Origin of the sequence: Pseudomonas sp. LS44 (assembly GCF_024730785.1) — a bacterium.
GTDB lineage: Bacteria > Pseudomonadota > Gammaproteobacteria > Pseudomonadales > Pseudomonadaceae > Aquipseudomonas.
The window spans coordinates 4,257,018-4,273,631 of the sequence record NZ_CP102830.1; the positions used below are offsets into that span (position 1 = coordinate 4,257,018).

Sequence of the window (16,614 nt, forward strand, 5' to 3'; positions counted from 1 at the left end):
GTTATCTTCCTAACGTTTTCATGCAACAGATTGAAACAATTCTGTCGCGCCAGCCGCAGCCTCAAGCGGCCCGGCGGATTGTCGCGAGCAGCGCCGCCGCGCCAAGAAACATCCCGGCAAAGGTGCGATTGACCATGCGCTGCTGACGCGGCGAACGCAGCGCGGTGAGCAGCCGCGCAGCCAAGCCGGTGTAACCGGCCATGACGATCAGATCGACGCTGATCATGGTCACGCCCATCAGCAGATATTGACCGAGCAACGGCGCGCCGGGATCAAGGAACTGCGGCAGCACGGCGAGCATGAAGACGATCGCCTTGGGGTTGCTGATATTGACCAGGAAACCGCGCAGCACCAACGACAGCGGCCGGCCGATCGGCCGCGGCGCGTCGGAGCGCAGTTCGCTGGGCAGCGCTCGCCATTGCTGCACGGCGAGATATACCAGGTAGGCCACGCCGAACCATTTGATCAGGCTGAAAGCCATCGCCGACGCGGTGAGCAGCGCGCCGACCCCGGCGGCGACGATGGCGATCTGCAACGCCAGCCCCAATTGCAGGCCGAGCGCGTTCCAATAGCCGCGCCAGAAGCCGTACTGCAAGCCGCAGGACATCGAGGCAATCGCGCCGGCGCCCGGCGACAGGCTGATCACCCAGCAGGCGACGAAAAAAGCCAGCCATGTATGCAGGGCCATGGAGCACCTCGGCAGAAACAAAAAGGGGGTAGGCCGCAAAGCCTACCCCCTCATCACCACACTGCCCAGCGGCAGTCGTCAGTCCGGCGAGCCCTTGCGCAGCTTGACTGGCTCGACTTCCGCTTCCTGGCGTTTGCGGGCCATCGCGCCGCGCAGGCGGATATTGATCGCCTCGACGGCCAGCGAGAAGGCCATGGCGAAGTACACATAACCCTTCGGCACATGCACCGCGAAGGCTTCGGCGATCAACACCGTGCCGACCACGATGAGGAACGACAAGGCGAGCATTTTCAGCGACGGATGCTTGTCGATGAACGCGCTGATGGTGCCAGCCGACATCATCATCACCACCACCGAAATAACAATCGCCGCGACCATGACCGGGACGTTCTGCACCAGGCCGACGGCGGTGATCACCGAGTCCAGCGAGAAGACGATGTCGATGATCGCGATCTGCACGATGATGCCCATGAAGCCTGCCGCACGACCGCCGCTCTGCTGGGCTTCTTCGGCGCCTTCGAGGCTATGCCAGATTTCCATGGTGCTCTTGAACAGCAGGAACAGGCCGCCGAAGAACAGGATCAGATCCCGTCCGGAAATCCCCTCGCCCATGACGCTGAACAGATCGCTGGTCAGACGCATGACCCAGGTGATCGACAGCAGCAACAAGATCCGCGTACCCATCGCCAGGGCCAGGCCGAAGAAGCGCGCTTTCGGTTGCTGGGCCACCGGCAGGCGGCTGACCAGAATCGAAATGAAGATGATGTTGTCGATGCCGAGGACGATTTCCAGGGCGGTTAGGGTCAGAAAAGCGACCCAGATTTGCGGGTCGGCAAGCCATTCCATTGTTTAGATCTCGTTAGTTTCAGTGGGAGTTGGGAAAATCAGGACCGCGCCAGCGCCGGACAGCACGCTGGAAAAACAGGCTGTTGGGAATCTGGATCAGCGCGCCGGCCGCACCTTCGCTGACATCGCTGAGGGTGGTGTAGAACAGGTTGATGCCGACTACCCGCCCTTTCACCCCAGGCTTGTCGCCGCTATCCACCACCTCGACCACATCACCGAGGCGAAATGGCCCGAGGGCGAAGATCAGCACCGCGCAAAACAGGTTGGACAGCACGCTCCAGATAGCGAAGAACGCCACCGCTGCGACCGCGGCGAAGCCGGTCAGAGCGGTCCACAGCACTTCAGCAGACACGCCCAGGCGCTCGAGCACCAACATGAACGCGCTGCCCATGATCAGCCAGCGCAACCCGCCGCGTAACGGCAGCAGCAGCTCCTGCGGCAGTTGCGGATAATGGCTGCCGAGCCGGCTGATACCGCGGGTCACGACCCGCTGCACCAGCCAAGCCAACAATAGGATCAACAGCACTTGAGCGGTGCGCAGGAGCGGCTCGCTCCAGGTCAGCATCAGCAGCTGCAGCTCACTCGTCACTCGGCGGCCTCCAACTGTTGTTGGAGCGCTTCGAGGGTTTCCAGGGCTTCCATCCAGGCCTCTTCCAGCTCGGCCTCGCGGGCTTTCAAGCGCGCCTGCTCGGCGAGCAACTCACGCAACTCATCCTTGCGCGCCAGCTCATACACCGCGGCATCGCCGAGGCGAACTTCCAGGGCCGCGAGCTTGCCATGCAGGTCGCCGAGATCTTTTTCGAGTTTGTCGGCCACCCGCTTGTGCGGCGCCAATTGCTGACGCAGCGCCGCCGCAGCCTGGCGCTGGGCCCGCTTGTCGGTCTTGTCCAGACTCGCCGCGCCGGTACTGGCCGGCTGCTGGCGGGCGCGGAAATCGACCAGCCAGCGCGCGTAGTCTTCCAGATCGCCCTCGAACGGCTGCACCTGGCCGTCGGCAACCAAGAGGAATTCGTCGGTGGTGCTTTTCAGCAGATGCCGATCGTGGGAAACCACCAGCACCGCACCGGCGAAATCCTGCAGGGCGAAAGTCAACGCCAGGCGCATCTCCAGGTCGAGGTGGTTGGTCGGTTCGTCGAGCAGCAACAGGTTGGGCTTGCCCCAGGCGATCAGCGCCAGGGCCAGACGGGCCTTTTCACCGCCGGAAAAATTCACCACTGGCTCGTCGCAACGCGGACCGCGGAAGTCGAAGCCGCCGAGGAAATCGCGCAGGCTCTGCTCGCGCTCACCGGGAGCGATGCGCTGCAGATGCAGGAGCGGGCTGGCGTGATCATCCAGGGCATCCAGCTGATGCTGGGCGAAGTAGCCGATAACCAGATTCTCGCCGCGCTCGAGACGGCCGCCAAGCGGCTGCAGTTCATCGGCGAGGGTTTTGATCAGGGTCGATTTGCCGGCGCCGTTGGGCCCGAGCAGACCGATCCGCGCGCCGGGTACGAGGCCCAGCTTGACCTTGTCGAGCACGGTTTTGTCGGCGTAGCCGAGACGCCCCTCGGCGAGGCTGAGCAGCGGACTGGAAATTTTGTCCGCCTCGCGAAAGGCGAACTCGAACGGCGAATCGACATGTGCCGGCGCCAGCTCCTCGAGACGCTCCAGCGCCTTGATTCGGCTCTGCGCCTGGCGCGCCTTGGTGGCTTGGGCCTTGAAGCGCGCGATGAATTTTTCCATGTGCGCGCGCTGTGCCTGCTGCTTGTCGTAGGCCTGCTGTTGCTGGGCCAGGCGCTCGGCACGAGCGCGCTCGAAAGCCGAATAGCCGCCGCGGTAGAGGGTCAGCTTGCGCTGCTCAAGATGGCCGATGTGATCGACCACCGCATCGAGGAAGTCGCGGTCGTGGGAGATCAGCAGCAGGGTGCCCGGATAGCTTTTCAGCCAGTCCTCGAGCCAGAGAATGGCATCCAGATCGAGGTGGTTGGTCGGCTCATCGAGCAGCAGCAAATCCGAAGGACACATCAACGCTTGGGCAAGGTTCAGACGCATCCGCCAGCCGCCGGAGAAATCGCCGACCCGGCGCCCCATCTGCTCGTTGGAAAAACCCAGGCCGGCCAGTAATTTGCGCGCCCGCGCATCGGCGCTGTAGCCGTCGGCAGCATCCAGCTCGTGATGCAGACGGGCAATGGCCGTGCCGTCATGCGCGCCTTCGGCTACCAGCAGCTCGCGCTGCACCTGGCGTAGGCGTTGATCGCCGTCGAGTACATAATCCACCGCCAATCGCTCGAGATCGTCGACCTCTTGGCGCATGTGGGCAATACGCCAGTCGGCGGGCAATTGGCAGTCGCCAGCGTCCGGCCCCAGTTCGCCGCGCAGCAAGGCGAACAAACTGGATTTTCCGGCGCCATTGGCACCAATCAGGCCGGCTTTCTGGCCGGCATGCAGAGTCAGCTCGGCGTCTTCCAGCAAACGCTGCGGGCCACGCTGTAATGTGAGATTTTGCAGTCGGATCATAATGGCGGCGGAGTCTACCAGCTTCGCTGGCCCATCGCCCGGAGAGCGCTATGCCTTCTGACCTGTGGAGTTTTGCTATTCATTTCTACGAACGCGCCGGAGTGGAAACGGCGTGCTTGCAATTGCAGGCGTCAGGCGCGGATGTGTGCTTGCTACTGACCGGAGCCTGGCTAGCCCAGCGCGGCGTCGCCTGCACGGCAGAGCGCCTGCAACAGTTGAGGACGCTGGCCGCCCCGTGGCAGAACCGGGTGATCACGCCCGTGCGGCATTTGCGCGAGGGCTGGCGTGAATTGGCGACTGAAGATCAAGGTCTACATGGCTTGCGTGAACAGCTCAAGGCGCTGGAGTTGGCGGCCGAACGACAACTACTGCTGAAACTGGAGAGTGCCGCATTGGGCTGGGCAAGCGGTGCGCAATCAGACCCTGCGCAGTGGTTGGAGCAGCTGGCCGGAGCGGCCGCAGAGCAGAACCGCGACGCACTGCAGATGCTGTGCGTCGCGGCTGGACCAGCCTAGATCAGGACGCGCTGTTCGCCGCCCCGTTTCCGGAAACAGCCGGCACGGTAGGGGTGACCGGAGCAGCCGGTTTACTGGCTGCCGAACTGCTCGCCGCCGCAGACTTGCTGGCAGGTTGCGCGACAGGTTTTGCCGCGGGCTTGCTGGTCGCGGGCTTGGCGGCAACCTTGGTGACCGGCTTGGCGGCCGGTTTGCTCGCCGCTTTAGCCACTGGCTTGGCCGCAGAACTGCCGGCCGGTTTTGCCGCAGGCTTGGCGGCTGGCTTGGCGACAGCTTTGCTGGCCGGTTTCGCGGCCGCTTTTACGGGCGGTTTGACGGCCGGTTTGCTCGCCGCTTTAGACGCTGGCTTAGCGGCAGCCGGCTTGGCCACAGCAGGTTTCGCGGCAGCGGTAAGTGGCTTCTTCGCGACCGGCTTGGGCGCTGCTTTGGCAGCAGGCTTGGCGGCCGGTTTAACCGCAGGCTTCGCAGCAGATCTGGCCGCTGGTTTAGCTGCGGGTTTCGCTGCAGGTTTACTGGCTACCTTGGCCGCAGTCTTGACGGGCGCTTTGCTGACTGCGGGTTTGGCTGCCGACTTTGGCGCTGCCGGTTTAACCGCAGGCTTGGCGCTGTCCGGGCGGCTGCTCAGCGCCTTGCTCACCGCTTCCTTGACCTTGCCAACCCCTTGGGCAAGCTTCAGGCTTTCTTGCGCATCACGCTTGAGCTGCACGATGTAGGCGCGTGTTTCGGCTTGGCGGCTCTTCAACTCATCCAGGAGACCTTCGAGCTCTGCGGCGACCTCTTTGGCTTTGCCTTGGGCCTTGGCTTTGCCGGCCTTGGCGGCGTCCTGCACTTTGCTGCGCGCCTTGTGCAGTTTTTCCTGAGCTTTACCGCGCTGTTTTTCCAGCTTGGCGAGCAGCTTTTCTGCATCGACCAACGCCTGGGAACAAGCACTTTCCAAATGCTCGAGCAGGCTGCTCGAAAGCTGTTGCAGCAGGTGAAGTGGGGTTGCAACCGATTTCTTATTGACCGACATGGCACGCCTCCTGGCGAACGTTAGTGCGCCCCATACTAGACAACAGCGCGCTTAGTCGCCAACCACCATGTCAGCGAATGATTCGGCGCTGGCATAATTGCGGCACTCCATCGCTGAGATGTCTTATGCCGCGCCCTCTGGTTTTCTGCCTGCTGCTGTTATCGCCCCTGCTCCACGCCAACCAAGAACAACAGGATTTGGCCTACAGCCTGGGCGCACGGCTGGGCGAACGACTGCATCAGGAAGTCCCCGACCTGCAGCTCGAAGCGCTGCTCGAAGGCCTGCGCCAGGCCTACCGCGGCGAGGCGCTGCGGCTCGACGGAGAACGTATCGAGCAACTGCTCGCCGCGCATGAAGCGAACGTCGCCAGCGCGCCGTTGCAACAGGCGCGGGACGCCGAGGACCGCTTTCTCGCCACGGAAAAAGCCAAAGCCGGGGTCCATGAATTAGCCGGTGGCATCCTGCGCCAGGAGTTGCGTAGCGGCAATGGCCGCAAGCCTGACGCGCATGGTCAGGTGCAGGTGCGATACACAGGATATTTGACCGATGGCAGCGTATTCGATGAGAACCAAACGCCGCAGTGGTTTCGCCTCGACAGCGTAATCAACGGCTGGCGTACGGCATTGCAGGAAATGCCCAGCGGGGCGAAGTGGCGATTAGTGATTCCGGCGGCTCAGGCCTATGGCGCAGACGGCGCCGGCGATCTGATTCCGCCGTACGCACCGCTGATCTTTGAGCTGGAACTGCTTGACGTCAAACCCTGAGCGAAGCGCCTCAGGCCTCTGCAGAAGCGCTTTGCCGATGGGAATTGTGCAGCACTTCGATAAGGCAATCTTCGAGTTCGAAACGCTCGTGGAGCAATTGGCCGAGACGCTTCAATTCGGTACCGAGCGAGACCGTATCGCGGCAGTCGCCGTTGTCGCAGCGATCGTTGAAGGACAGAGCCGCCTCGGTGATGGCTTCGATGCGCGGGTATATCTGCTTGGCCAGTTCCAAACCACGCTGATCGCCAAACGCCTTGGCCTCGCCATTCAATTGCTCATAAACCTCGAAGTGGCCGGCAGACACGTAGTCCACGAGAATCTCGCAGAACTGCTGCACGGCTTCGTGGTTGGCGGCGGCCGGTGGCGGATTATCCTGCAGTACTCCGAAGGCAGCTACCAAGTCATGGCGCTCCTGCAACCAGCGATCGATCAGCAGGTTCACACCACCCCAACGTTCTTGGGCGTTCTGACAGCTCTCGAGCATGATGACCTCACTTTCCTTATCGATAGTGCTGTTTACGTCCGCTCCGAGACGCTTATTGTCAATCGGTGCTGGGTCACGATAACGCCATCGGAGATGAAAAATCCGCACCGGCGTGGAAGGCCAGAGTATGCCCGCAGGACAGTGCCAGCAAGCGCCGAAACGGAAAAATTCATACGTACGTTTGACCCGCATCCCACGTATGACGCACCCCTCTCGACGCGAGTGATCGCGCGGAGCGGATCGCCTGCATGGTTGTTAGGCGCGCCGCAGCAGCTGGTAGAGGGCGAACAGAATCATGCCGGCAAAGCCCAGTAGGCTCCATTCCGGAATGCTCAGGCCAAACAGCGTCCAGCTCACTTCCGCACAATCGGCAGTGCCATGTAGGACCAAGCGCACGATGTCTTGGAAGGGCAGCGCCTCCATCATGTAATCGAGGCTCGGCAGGCAGGCAGGCAGTTGATCGGCCGGTACGCTTTGTAGCCAAACCTGGCGCCCGGCAGTGGCGGCGCCGGCCGCGGCGCTGAGCAGCGCCAGCGAGGCATAGACGCGTTGACCACCACGCGCCGGGGCATGCACGGCGGCGATCAGGCAGATCAAGCCGAACAGAATCACGCAGATGCGCTGGACGATACACAGCGGGCAAGGCTGCAGGCCGACCACATGCTCAAGGTACAAAGCGGCGCCCATCATGACCAGACAGCCGAGGGCGGCGAAAAAGAACAGCGAGCGTGGGCTACCCAGCGACATGTCATCTCCAAGGGAGGTTGCGAAGGTGGTTACGGTAGAGGAAAGCACCTGGCCGTTACAAGCCAAGGCCGCACCACCAGGGCGCGGCCTAACGGCGCAGGCAGCGCTGGTTAGACGCGAACGGGTTCGGGCAGCGGCAAGTTCGGCAAGCGCTGACCGAACAACGCTAGGCTTTCCTGGAGCAGCTGGTTGCTGCGCTCGCGCTCGCCCAGACGCGCCAGGAGGCGCGCCAATTCGGCGCAAGTCTGCGGGTTGTGGTCGAATCGCAGGCTGCTTTCGAAATACTCCTGCGCCTTACCCCACAGCTGGTTCTGCAGCGACAGCCGACCCAAGGCAAGAAGCAACGTGGCATCCTCGGAATGGGCTGGCAGCCAACCTTCGGCGGTCTGCAATTGGCGCATCGGATCGCTGCCACGCACCAACCCGTAGAGCGCCACCAGTTGCGCGTCGTACTGCTGCTTGAGGGTTTTGCGCAGCAACTCTTCCGCCTCTGGCTGCGCACCCAATTGCCGTAATTGCTCCGCGTAGGTGGCAACCAGCTGTACATCGTGGCGCTGCGCGCTGGGCAATTGCTGCCAGGCCTGGGTCAACGGCTGCAGCGCCGTTTCGCCGGCATTCAGGCCCGCGTTGCCAGCCTCAGCCAGACGGATGCTCCAGACTTGCCGCTCGAGTGCGGTCAGCTCACGGTCTTCCAATACCTTGTGCTTGCGCAGCTCCGGCATCAGCGCCTGCAGTGCCGACCAATCGCCGCGCTGTTGCTGGATTTGCTGCAATTGGCGCAATACCTGCGGATGATTCGGGTAACGCTCACGCATCACCGACAAGGTTTCCAGCGCCGTATCCAACTGGCCGCGGCCCTGCAACAGCTCCGCATGCGCCAGCGCGATGGCCAATTCAGCTTGCGGCTGACGCTCAAGCGCGCGCTCGAGCATCGCGTCGCTTTCTTCCGGTTGATCGAGCTTCTGCGCCGCTCGGGCCGCGCCGAGGTAGTAAATCAGCGGCTGCGCTTGACCTTCTGCAGCGCGCTTGAGATGGCGCAAGGCGCGCGCCCAGCGGCCTTCGACCAGATCCAGCATGCCTTGCTCGGCAGCCTGCTGCGAGCGCCGGCGGCGGTTACGTTGCGACCAGGGATTGACCACCCCACCGGAGACAAACATCAGATTGAACAGCAACCGCAGACCAAACAGCACCAGCCAGACGAATGCCAGCAGCGCGAGAAACGCCCACAGGCTCGATTCGTAGCGAAAGCCCTTGTAGGCAATCAGCACATAACCGGCATTCTCGGCGGCGGCCATGCCGATCAATACGGCAGCGGCGATCACCAGCAGCACGATCAACACGATGCGCACACGAGTCATGCGGGTCATGGCTGGCCCCCCTCCTGCATCACTGGCGTTGGCGTCGGTGCGGTCTGCTCGGCAGCCTGGCGGCGCACGATGTAGGCTTGCACCGCGGTCAACGCCGGGGCGAGATCGGGCATCTCGACCGCTACCGGCTGGCCGATCAACTCATCGATGTGCACGCGCAGGGCCTGGCTGTCCGGATTATCGGCATTGAAGCTACCCTCCAACACGTCGCGCGCCTGCTTCAGGGCCTGCTGATAGACCGCCGTCTGGCCGTTCAAGGCGGCCCACTGCGCCTGTTCCAAGGCGAGCGTGAGCGCCAGCCGCACCTGGGTCAGGCTTTGCCCGGCGAGCAGCGGACGGATGTTCTGATCGGCATTGAAATCGATGCGGATGTAATGCGACAGCGCCTCCCACCACTGCGCCCAGCGGCTGCTGCCATCGCCCTCGGCGGTCAGACTGAACTGCCCATCGCCCTGGCCGACAAACGCCGGCGCGAGGGCATTCAACTGAGCCGCCTGGGTGCGCAATGCGCCGAGCCGCAAGAACAGGCCGGTGCGGTCCAGCGCCGCCAAACTGCGCAGGGCGAGTAGCGTTTTCGCCAACTGCTCGCGGGCGGCAAAGGCGGCTGGATCGTCCTGGTCGCGGAGAATGTCGTCAGCCCCCCGGACCAGCACCGTGGCGCTGTTGACATCCTGCAAGGCAGACAGACGCAGACTGGCCAGACGCAGCAGATGCTCGGCCTCGGCCAGCCGCCAGTCTTGCCGGCTGGCGCCCAGCACGGTTTCCAGGCGCTTGCTCAATTGCTGTTGATCGCCCTGCAGTTGGGCGACCAAACGGCGTCGCTCTTCCAGCTCATCGGCCGATGGCAACTGTCCCAACTGCGCCGCCAACGCCTGCTCACGCTGAGCCAGGGCCTGAGCCTGAGCGCCGGTATCTTGTAATTGCGCGAGCAGCTGCTGATCATGCACCTGCAACTGTCGCGCCTGCCAGAGCCCCCAACCAGCGGCGGCAGCGGCGGCGGCAGCGAGCAGCAAGGCGACTAACGCCAAGCCATTGCCGCGGCGCGGCGGCACGACTGAGTCGGCGATCGGGCTGGGCTCCAGCGGGGAGGTTTGATCTTGCGCGGAGAGTGTTTGATCGCTCACGTATCCATCCTTTGCATCAGAAGGCCGGTGCGGGACATTCCCGCAGCGCCGCCAGCAAGGCCACGGCATTCGCACCGCGGCAATCCACAATAGTCAGAGCTCCAGCCTCGTGGGCCAGATCGGCGACGCGCCGGCTGGGCACGAATAAAGATAGTCGCGCCAACTGCGGCCACGCATCTGCGGCCAGCTGGCGAAGGTGCTCGAAGCCCTGCCCACTGCTGACCACCAGGCCATTCAAGCGTTCCGCCTCAATCCGCTGGGCCAGCGCGTGAGCCGGGTAGGCCGGCAGCAGACGTCGATAGAGTGGCAGATAGTCGACCACCACGCCTTGGCCGCGCAAACGTTCCGCGAGTAATTCTCGGCCACCCTCACCACGCAAGATCAACACGCGCGGATCGGGCCTGGCCAGTGCGGCGTGCAATTGCGGCAAATCCAGCAGCGCTTCGCTGTCGTCGCCGTCGGCCGGGTAGCTGACGTCGAGCCCGTAATCGCTGAGGATCTGCGCCGTCGCCGCACCGACGCTGAACCAGGCTTGCCGCGCGGGTGGCTGCGGCCAGTAGCGGTCGACCCGCTCGATACCCAAACGCGCAGCCGGCTTGCTGACCACAATCACCGCGCAGTAACGGTCGAGGTCGAGAATCAGCGCGCGCTGCTCGGCGCTTTCCACCAGCGGCTGGATGTCGAGCAGCGGCAGGCTGCTGCTGAATACGCCCTGCTCGGCCAGGCTGGCGGCCAGCGCCGCGCACTCGTCGGCAGGGCGCGTCAGCAGCAGGCGCCAGGCCGTCACGGGTGGTCGACCTCGCCGTAGACCCCCTCGAGAATAGCGGCGGCACCCTGGGCCAGCAGCGCTTCGGCGACGCGCACCCCCAGCGCTTCGGCCTCGCTCGCCGGCGCGTGCGCTTCGGCGCGCAGCAGACGGCCGCCATCCGGCTGGCCGACCAGGCCGCGCAGCCAGAGCTGCTCGCCATCCAGCTCGGCGTAGCAGGCGATCGGCACCTGGCAGCCACCATTCAGATGTTTGTTCAGCGCCCGCTCGGCCGTCACTCGCAGAGCGGTGCCGCGATGATGCAAGGGCGCCAACAGGGCATGGATTTCCGCGTCCACGCTGCGGCATTCGATGCCTACCGCGCCCTGCCCGCCAGCCGGCAGGCTATCGGCGACGCTGATGCTGTCGCGAATGCGTGCGGCAAAGCCGAGGCGGATCAAACCGGCGGCGGCGAGAATGATCGCGTCGTACTCGCCGGCATCCAGCTTGGCCAGACGGGTATTGACGTTGCCGCGCAGGAATTGAATTTTCAGATCCGGCCGGCGCGCCAGAAGTTGCGCCTGCCGGCGCAGGCTCGAGGTCCCCACCACGCTGCCAGCGGGCAACGCGTCGAGACTCGCATAGGTATTGGAAACGAAGGCATCGCGCGGATCTTCGCGTTCGCAGATGCAGAACAAACCCAGCCCGGCTGGAAAGTCCATCGGCACATCCTTCATCGAATGCACGGCGATGTCCGCCTCGTTCTCCAGCAGCGCGGTTTCCAGCTCTTTGACGAACAGGCCCTTGCCGCCGATTTTCGCCAAGGGCGCGTCGAGCAGCTTGTCGCCGCGACTGACCATGGGCACCAGGCTGACCTGCAGCCCCGGATGCGCTTGTTCGAGGCGCGCCTTGACGAATTCGGCCTGCCAGAGGGCCAGGGCACTTTTGCGGGTGGCGATACGGATTTCGCGGGACATGATCATTTCCGGGGGACAGAACTAACGGAAATGATAACAGGCCAGCCGGCCAGCGGCCGGCGTCGTTCGGATGAACGTTCTAGAGGTTCTGCATCAACTTGCGCACACCGGCAACATGCCGACGACTGACGATCAGCGCGTCGCCATTGAGACCCTTGAGGTACAACTGGAAGTGCCCGAGCGGGGTCCGCTGCAGTCGCTCGATCCGATCGCGGGAAACCAGTGCGTTGCGGTGGATACGCACGAAACGATCGCCGAATTCGTCTTCCAGTGCCTTCAGTGGCTCATCCAACAGCACTTCGCCGCCCTCATGCCGCAGGGTCACGTACTTGTGATCGGCGATGAAAAACAGCACCTGATCGAGCGGCACCAGCTCGATGCCTTTGCGGGTGCGAGCGCTAATGTGGCTGCGCGGGCCCTGGCCGGACTCGGCGGCCGGACGGGTCAGCGCGGCCAGTTGCACGCGATTGGGCCGTTCGGCTTTCTTCAACGCTTCGGCCAGATTCTCAGCACGCACCGGCTTGACCAGATAGCCAACCGCGCTGACCTGGAACGCTTCCAGGGCGAATTCGTCATGGGCGGTACAGAAGATCACCGCCGGAGGGGTTTCCCGCTCGCAGAGCTTGGCTGCGACCTGCAGGCCATCGAGGCCGGGCATGCGGATATCGAGAAGTACGACATCTGGCTTGAGGCTATCGATCAGCGTCAGCGCTTCTTCGCCATTGCTGGCGCCAGGCTCCAGGACGCGATAACCCTCAAGCTCGCCGACCATGCGGCTGAGGCGCTCGCGGGCTAGGGGTTCGTCATCGGCAATCAGGACATTCATAGTGCTCTGGCTTCCTGCGTGAGTCTCGCACAAGGATAGCGTAGACAGGTGAAGTGGCGCCCGTCACGGCGATCCACGCTCAGACTCGCGCGCGGACCAAAAAGTGCCGCAAGCCGCGCATCGATATTCACCAGACCTTGCTGGGTCCCCCGCGAAGCCAAACGACTGGCGCCTTCGTCGTAGGGATTACTGACAGTTAAGCTGAAGATCCCGTCGCGATAGTCCGCCTCGACGCGCACCAGACCGCCCTCGATGCGCGGCTGGATGCCATAGATCAGGGCGTTCTCCAGCAGCGGTTGCAGAGTCAGCTGGGGGATCGGTAGATCGTCCGGCACCCCATCCACTTGCCATTCCATTTGCAACCGCTCGCCAAGGCGGTACTGCTCGATCGACAGATAGCGTTTGCTCAATGCCAATTCCTCGCTCCACGGCACCAGACTGCCTGGTTTGGCCAGACTGGCACGGAATAGATCGGACAAATCCAGCACCGCCTGCTCGGCCTTGTGGGGGTCGATGACCACCAGGCTGGCGATGCTGTTCAAACTGTTAAAAAGAAAGTGCGGGCGAATCCGCGCCTGCAACGATTCAATCCGCGCGCGCAATTCGGCCTGTTGCTGGCGCCGCCATTGGCTCTGCAGATAGAAGTAGCGTAGCAGCAGCGCCGACATGATCAGGCTGATCATCCCGTGGCGCAGATACAGATTGAGCTCACCGCTGCCCGGCAGCGGTCCGCCGAGGTCGTAAAAATCGGCCACCGCCGTGCAGCCGAGCGCCAGCAGCAGCACGATCAGGCAGCACAGCATCCCGGCGTAGGCGGCCCGGGTACGCGACAGCAGCGGCCGCAAACGGCAGAGCACGGCGGCCGAGAGCAACACGTTCCATTGCACGAACAGCGAGGTCAGCGCCAGCCGCACCCAGTTGAAAGTCGGCTGCATCGGTTCAGCCAGCACCAGCACCAGCACCAGCAGCTCGGCCAGTAAGACCAGGGCCAGCAGTGCCTCGGGCAGGCAAAGTTCGGGCAGGAAGAAATCATCCTGAGGCGCCCCGGGGCGCTGGAAATTATTTGAGTCAGTACGCATTCGCGCAGTTTTCCGCATGGTGTGGCGAGACAGCAAGATTGCCGACCCGGAAATCGGCCAATAGAAGCACCTAAATAGCCATTACTGCTGAAGAATATGAACGAAGCAACGATTGCGTAACATTCCAATCCGGCGCCGCTGGGCCGAGTGGCGCGCCGCCTTTGCCATCGAGCCTGTTATTATCGCTAACACTTTTGACAGCCCGTTTCCCGCGCACTAGCCGAGCGAATCCCATGAGCGAAAAAACCAACCAGTCCTGGGGCGGCCGCTTCAGCGAGCCCGTCGACGCCTTCGTCGCCCGCTTCACCGCCTCCGTCGATTTCGACAAGCGCCTGTACCGCCACGACATCATGGGCTCGATCGCCCACGCGAGCATGCTCGCGCAGGTCGGCGTACTGACCGCGGCTGAGCGTGACGCCATCGAGGCTGGGCTCAAGCAGATCCAGACGGAAATCGAAGCGGGTCAGTTCGATTGGCGCGTCGATCTGGAAGACGTGCACATGAACATCGAGGCGCGTCTGACCGACCGCATCGGCGTCACCGGCAAGAAGCTGCACACCGGCCGTTCGCGCAACGACCAGGTGGCCACTGACATCCGCCTGTGGCTGCGCGATAAGATCGACCTGATCCTCGCCGAAATCACCCGCCTGCAGCAGGGCCTGCTCGGCCTCGCCGAAACCGAAGCCGACACCATCATGCCCGGTTTCACTCACCTGCAGACCGCCCAGCCGGTGACCTTCGGCCACCACTTGCTGGCCTGGTTCGAGATGCTCAGCCGCGACTACGAGCGCCTGGTCGACTGCCGCAAGCGGGTGAACCGCCTGCCGCTGGGTTCGGCGGCGCTGGCCGGCACCACCTACCCGATCCAGCGCGAGCTGACCGCGCAACTGCTCGGTTTCGATCAGGTCGGCGGCAACTCGCTGGACGGTGTATCGGATCGCGACTTCGCCATCGAATTCTGTGCCGCCGCTTCGCTGGCGATGATGCACCTGTCGCGCTTCTCCGAAGAGCTGGTGCTGTGGACGTCTGCGCAATTCCAGTTCATCGACCTGCCCGACCGCTTCTGCACCGGCTCCTCGATCATGCCGCAGAAGAAAAATCCCGACGTGCCGGAGCTGGTACGTGGCAAGTCCGGCCGGGTGTTCGGCGCACTGATGGGCCTGCTGACCCTGATGAAGGGTCAACCGCTGGCCTACAACAAGGACAATCAGGAAGACAAAGAGCCGCTGTTCGACGCCGCCGACACCCTGCGCGACTCGCTGCGCGCCTTCGCCGACATGGTCCCGGCGATCAAGCCCAAGCGCGAGATCATGCGCGAAGCGGCGCGCCGCGGCTTCTCCACCGCCACCGACCTGGCCGACTACCTGGTGCGCAAAGGTTTGCCGTTCCGCGACTGCCACGAAATCGTCGGTCACGCGGTGAAATACGGCGTCGACAGCGGCAAGGATCTGGCCGAGATGAGCCTCGCCGAGCTGCGCCAATTCAGCGACCAGATCGACGACGACGTGTTCGCCGTGCTGACCCTGGAAGGCTCGGTGAATGCCCGCGACCATATCGGCGGCACCGCACCGAATCAGGTCCGCGCCGCCGTGGCGCGGGGCAAGACGCTGCTAGCTGGCCGCTGAGACTTACCACACTGCGGGAAAGGGACTTCCCATGCTGGAAATGCTATTGAACGGGCTGTTGCTATCGCTGAAGGCCCTTGGCGACATGCTGTTCGAGGTGTTTTTCGGCCATTTCTTCTATGCCGCTGGCTGGCTGGTGCTGCGCCTGTTCAGCCTCGGTCGCTACCCGCGCCTACCGTTGCGGGTAGCCGACCCGAGCGGCCCAGGTTGTCGCTGGATCGGCGCGCTGGGCTTCTTCTGCCTGGTCGCCGTACCGCTGACCGTCCTTACCCTCAGCCTCAGCTGAGCCCAATCATGAGACCTTGCTGATGGCCCTGCATATCCGCCCCGCTACCGTCGCCGATGCCGCGCTGATCCTGCGCCTGATCACCGACCTGGCGATTTACGAGAAAGCCGAGCACGAGGTGAAGACCGACGTCGTCGGCATCCAGGCCAGCCTGTTCGGCGCCGAGTCGACCAGCCATGCGCTGATCTGCGAGCAGGATGGCCAGCCGATCGGCTATGCCGTGTATTTCTTCAACTATTCGACCTGGCTGGGCAAACACGGTCTGTATCTGGAAGACCTGTATGTCGACCCGCAGGCGCGTGGCGTCGGCGCCGGCAAGGCTCTGCTGCGCCACCTGGCGCGGATTGCCGTGGCCCGTGGTTGCGGTCGTTTCGAGTGGGCCGTGCTGGACTGGAACACCCCGGCCATCGAGTTCTACGAATCCTTCGGCGCCCGTGCGCAGGATGAATGGACCACCTACCGACTGACCGGTGAAGCGCTCAGCGATTTCGCCGCCGGCCACGATTAAGAAGGCTATGCACCCGTTAGGCGTTGCGCACCGCTTTTGTAGGGTGGGTTAGCCGCGCAGCGGCGTAACCCACCAGCGGTGCCGACTTGAACATCAGTGTCCAGCCTGATCGGTGGGTTACGCCTACGGCTAACCCACCCTACGAATCTGGGACATAACCACGATTAAGGAGCGCCCATGAGCGACCAGAACGAAAAAGACGAAGAAGCCTTCGCCGAAGCCACCCTGATCCAGGCTATCGAGAACCAGCTGGAGTCCGGCGAGCCGCCGGCGGCGCAGGCGACTCTCAACAAGCTGACCCTGGTCGGCTATGAGCGTGAGGAGATTCTGCAGCTGATGGCGCTGGTGCTCGCCCATGAGATCAACGCCATGCTCGCCGCCGATCGTCCCTTCGACAGTGCCTGGTATGACCAGGCGCTACGCGCCCTGCCGGAGCTGCCCGAGCCAAGCTGAGCGGCTACGCAGACCAGCCCCGGCGGGCGCACCAGCCGCGCCGATGATCGCTGGCGACAGATTGTCGATCAT

The 16,614-nt window shown here is 63.5% G+C and carries 19 protein-coding genes; 6 read left to right on the forward strand and 13 right to left on the reverse strand.

Annotation, left to right across the window (positions count from 1 at the left end):
• Positions 1-61: 61 nt before the first annotated feature.
• The 4 genes from NVV93_RS19110 to NVV93_RS19125 form a co-directional block, all read right to left on the reverse strand.
• Positions 62-688, reverse strand: coding sequence for a LysE family transporter (locus NVV93_RS19110; RefSeq protein ID WP_258252236.1), 627 nt, complete (start codon positions 686-688; stop codon positions 62-64).
• Between the two features lie 78 nt (positions 689-766).
• Positions 767-1,534, reverse strand: a complete 768-nt coding sequence (locus NVV93_RS19115) for a TerC family protein (RefSeq protein WP_258252237.1) — start codon at positions 1,532-1,534, stop codon at positions 767-769.
• A 19-nt stretch (positions 1,535-1,553) separates the two neighbouring features.
• The gene (locus NVV93_RS19120; protein WP_258254422.1) at positions 1,554-2,099 is read right to left on the reverse strand and encodes a mechanosensitive ion channel family protein; all 546 of its coding nucleotides are present in this window, start codon (positions 2,097-2,099) and stop codon (positions 1,554-1,556) included.
• A gap of 20 nt (positions 2,100-2,119) precedes the next feature.
• Positions 2,120-4,030: an ATP-binding cassette domain-containing protein gene (locus NVV93_RS19125; protein WP_258252238.1), complete on the reverse strand. Its 1,911-nt coding sequence runs from the start codon at positions 4,028-4,030 to the stop codon at positions 2,120-2,122.
• A gap of 50 nt (positions 4,031-4,080) precedes the next feature.
• On the opposite strand from NVV93_RS19125, the gene NVV93_RS19130 reads away from it, so the two are divergent.
• Positions 4,081-4,545 carry a TIGR02444 family protein gene (locus NVV93_RS19130; RefSeq protein ID WP_258252239.1) on the forward strand — a complete coding sequence of 155 codons (465 nt, stop codon included), beginning with the start codon at positions 4,081-4,083 and terminating at the stop codon, positions 4,543-4,545.
• A 1-nt stretch (position 4,546) separates the two neighbouring features.
• On the opposite strand, the gene NVV93_RS19135 is transcribed toward NVV93_RS19130, so the two are convergent.
• The gene (locus tag NVV93_RS19135) at positions 4,547-5,557 is read right to left on the reverse strand and encodes an AlgP family protein (RefSeq protein WP_258252240.1); all 1,011 of its coding nucleotides are present in this window, start codon (positions 5,555-5,557) and stop codon (positions 4,547-4,549) included.
• Positions 5,558-5,682: 125 nt separating this feature from the next.
• On the opposite strand from NVV93_RS19135, the gene NVV93_RS19140 reads away from it, so the two are divergent.
• Positions 5,683-6,321, forward strand: a complete 639-nt coding sequence (locus tag NVV93_RS19140) for an FKBP-type peptidyl-prolyl cis-trans isomerase (protein ID WP_258252241.1) — start codon at positions 5,683-5,685, stop codon at positions 6,319-6,321.
• A gap of 10 nt (positions 6,322-6,331) precedes the next feature.
• On the opposite strand, the gene rsd is transcribed toward NVV93_RS19140, so the two are convergent.
• The 8 genes from rsd to NVV93_RS19180 all read right to left on the reverse strand — a co-directional run bounded on the left by rsd (position 6,332) and on the right by NVV93_RS19180 (position 13,670).
• Positions 6,332-6,805: a sigma D regulator gene (gene rsd / locus NVV93_RS19145; protein ID WP_258252242.1), complete on the reverse strand. Its 474-nt coding sequence runs from the start codon at positions 6,803-6,805 to the stop codon at positions 6,332-6,334.
• 255 nt (positions 6,806-7,060) lie between these two features.
• Positions 7,061-7,552: a disulfide bond formation protein B gene (locus NVV93_RS19150; protein ID WP_258252243.1), complete on the reverse strand. Its 492-nt coding sequence runs from the start codon at positions 7,550-7,552 to the stop codon at positions 7,061-7,063.
• A 110-nt stretch (positions 7,553-7,662) separates the two neighbouring features.
• Positions 7,663-8,910: a heme biosynthesis HemY N-terminal domain-containing protein gene (locus NVV93_RS19155; protein WP_375162940.1), complete on the reverse strand. Its 1,248-nt coding sequence runs from the start codon at positions 8,908-8,910 to the stop codon at positions 7,663-7,665.
• 5 nt (positions 8,911-8,915) lie between these two features.
• A complete protein-coding gene (locus NVV93_RS19160; RefSeq protein ID WP_375162898.1) occupies positions 8,916-10,043 on the reverse strand; it encodes a uroporphyrinogen-III C-methyltransferase in 1,128 nt (375 codons plus the stop codon).
• A gap of 16 nt (positions 10,044-10,059) precedes the next feature.
• On the reverse strand, positions 10,060-10,830 hold the full coding sequence (locus tag NVV93_RS19165; RefSeq protein ID WP_258252245.1) for a uroporphyrinogen-III synthase: 771 nt from the start codon (positions 10,828-10,830) through the stop codon (positions 10,060-10,062).
• Positions 10,827-11,768 carry a hydroxymethylbilane synthase gene (hemC, locus tag NVV93_RS19170; protein ID WP_258254424.1) on the reverse strand — a complete coding sequence of 314 codons (942 nt, stop codon included), beginning with the start codon at positions 11,766-11,768 and terminating at the stop codon, positions 10,827-10,829. The genes NVV93_RS19165 and hemC overlap by 4 nt, the downstream gene beginning before the upstream one ends.
• A gap of 76 nt (positions 11,769-11,844) precedes the next feature.
• On the reverse strand, positions 11,845-12,591 hold the full coding sequence (locus NVV93_RS19175) for a LytTR family DNA-binding domain-containing protein (protein WP_258252246.1): 747 nt from the start codon (positions 12,589-12,591) through the stop codon (positions 11,845-11,847).
• Positions 12,588-13,670, reverse strand: coding sequence for a sensor histidine kinase (locus tag NVV93_RS19180; RefSeq protein ID WP_258252247.1), 1,083 nt, complete (start codon positions 13,668-13,670; stop codon positions 12,588-12,590). Before NVV93_RS19180 ends, NVV93_RS19175 begins: the two co-directional genes overlap by 4 nt.
• A gap of 233 nt (positions 13,671-13,903) precedes the next feature.
• Here NVV93_RS19180 and argH point away from each other — a divergent pair, with 233 nt between their 5' ends.
• The 4 genes from argH (at position 13,904) to NVV93_RS19200 (ending at position 16,542) form a co-directional block, all read left to right on the forward strand.
• A complete protein-coding gene (gene argH / locus NVV93_RS19185) occupies positions 13,904-15,295 on the forward strand; it encodes an argininosuccinate lyase (protein ID WP_258252248.1) in 1,392 nt (463 codons plus the stop codon).
• Between the two features lie 31 nt (positions 15,296-15,326).
• The gene (locus NVV93_RS19190; protein ID WP_258252249.1) at positions 15,327-15,581 is read left to right on the forward strand and encodes a hypothetical protein; all 255 of its coding nucleotides are present in this window, start codon (positions 15,327-15,329) and stop codon (positions 15,579-15,581) included.
• A 22-nt stretch (positions 15,582-15,603) separates the two neighbouring features.
• Entirely contained in the window at positions 15,604-16,089 is a 486-nt protein-coding gene (locus NVV93_RS19195) for a GNAT family N-acetyltransferase (protein ID WP_258252250.1), read from the forward strand.
• A gap of 177 nt (positions 16,090-16,266) precedes the next feature.
• The gene (locus tag NVV93_RS19200; RefSeq protein ID WP_258252251.1) at positions 16,267-16,542 is read left to right on the forward strand and encodes a hypothetical protein; all 276 of its coding nucleotides are present in this window, start codon (positions 16,267-16,269) and stop codon (positions 16,540-16,542) included.
• Positions 16,543-16,614: the final 72 nt, after the last annotated feature.

What these genes read in the sequence shown, in the direction of transcription:
- NVV93_RS19110 (WP_258252236.1), bottom strand. Translation starts at nt 688, where the DNA reads ATGGCCCTGCATACATGGCTGGCTTTTTTCGTCGCCTGCTGGGTGATC.
- NVV93_RS19115 (WP_258252237.1), bottom strand. Translation starts at nt 1,534, where the DNA reads ATGGAATGGCTTGCCGACCCGCAAATCTGGGTCGCTTTTCTGACCCTA.
- NVV93_RS19120 (WP_258254422.1), bottom strand. Translation starts at nt 2,099, where the DNA reads ATGCTGACCTGGAGCGAGCCGCTCCTGCGCACCGCTCAAGTGCTGTTG.
- NVV93_RS19125 (WP_258252238.1), bottom strand. Translation starts at nt 4,030, where the DNA reads ATGATCCGACTGCAAAATCTCACATTACAGCGTGGCCCGCAGCGTTTG.
- NVV93_RS19130 (WP_258252239.1), top strand. Translation starts at nt 4,081, where the DNA reads ATGCCTTCTGACCTGTGGAGTTTTGCTATTCATTTCTACGAACGCGCC.
- NVV93_RS19135 (WP_258252240.1), bottom strand. Translation starts at nt 5,557, where the DNA reads ATGTCGGTCAATAAGAAATCGGTTGCAACCCCACTTCACCTGCTGCAA.
- NVV93_RS19140 (WP_258252241.1), top strand. Translation starts at nt 5,683, where the DNA reads ATGCCGCGCCCTCTGGTTTTCTGCCTGCTGCTGTTATCGCCCCTGCTC.
- rsd (WP_258252242.1), bottom strand. Translation starts at nt 6,805, where the DNA reads ATGCTCGAGAGCTGTCAGAACGCCCAAGAACGTTGGGGTGGTGTGAAC.
- NVV93_RS19150 (WP_258252243.1), bottom strand. Translation starts at nt 7,552, where the DNA reads ATGTCGCTGGGTAGCCCACGCTCGCTGTTCTTTTTCGCCGCCCTCGGC.
- NVV93_RS19155 (WP_375162940.1), bottom strand. Translation starts at nt 8,910, where the DNA reads ATGACTCGTGTGCGCATCGTGTTGATCGTGCTGCTGGTGATCGCCGCT.
- NVV93_RS19175 (WP_258252246.1), bottom strand. Translation starts at nt 12,591, where the DNA reads ATGAATGTCCTGATTGCCGATGACGAACCCCTAGCCCGCGAGCGCCTC.
- NVV93_RS19180 (WP_258252247.1), bottom strand. Translation starts at nt 13,670, where the DNA reads ATGCGTACTGACTCAAATAATTTCCAGCGCCCCGGGGCGCCTCAGGAT.
- argH (WP_258252248.1), top strand. Translation starts at nt 13,904, where the DNA reads ATGAGCGAAAAAACCAACCAGTCCTGGGGCGGCCGCTTCAGCGAGCCC.
- NVV93_RS19190 (WP_258252249.1), top strand. Translation starts at nt 15,327, where the DNA reads ATGCTGGAAATGCTATTGAACGGGCTGTTGCTATCGCTGAAGGCCCTT.
- NVV93_RS19195 (WP_258252250.1), top strand. Translation starts at nt 15,604, where the DNA reads ATGGCCCTGCATATCCGCCCCGCTACCGTCGCCGATGCCGCGCTGATC.
- NVV93_RS19200 (WP_258252251.1), top strand. Translation starts at nt 16,267, where the DNA reads ATGAGCGACCAGAACGAAAAAGACGAAGAAGCCTTCGCCGAAGCCACC.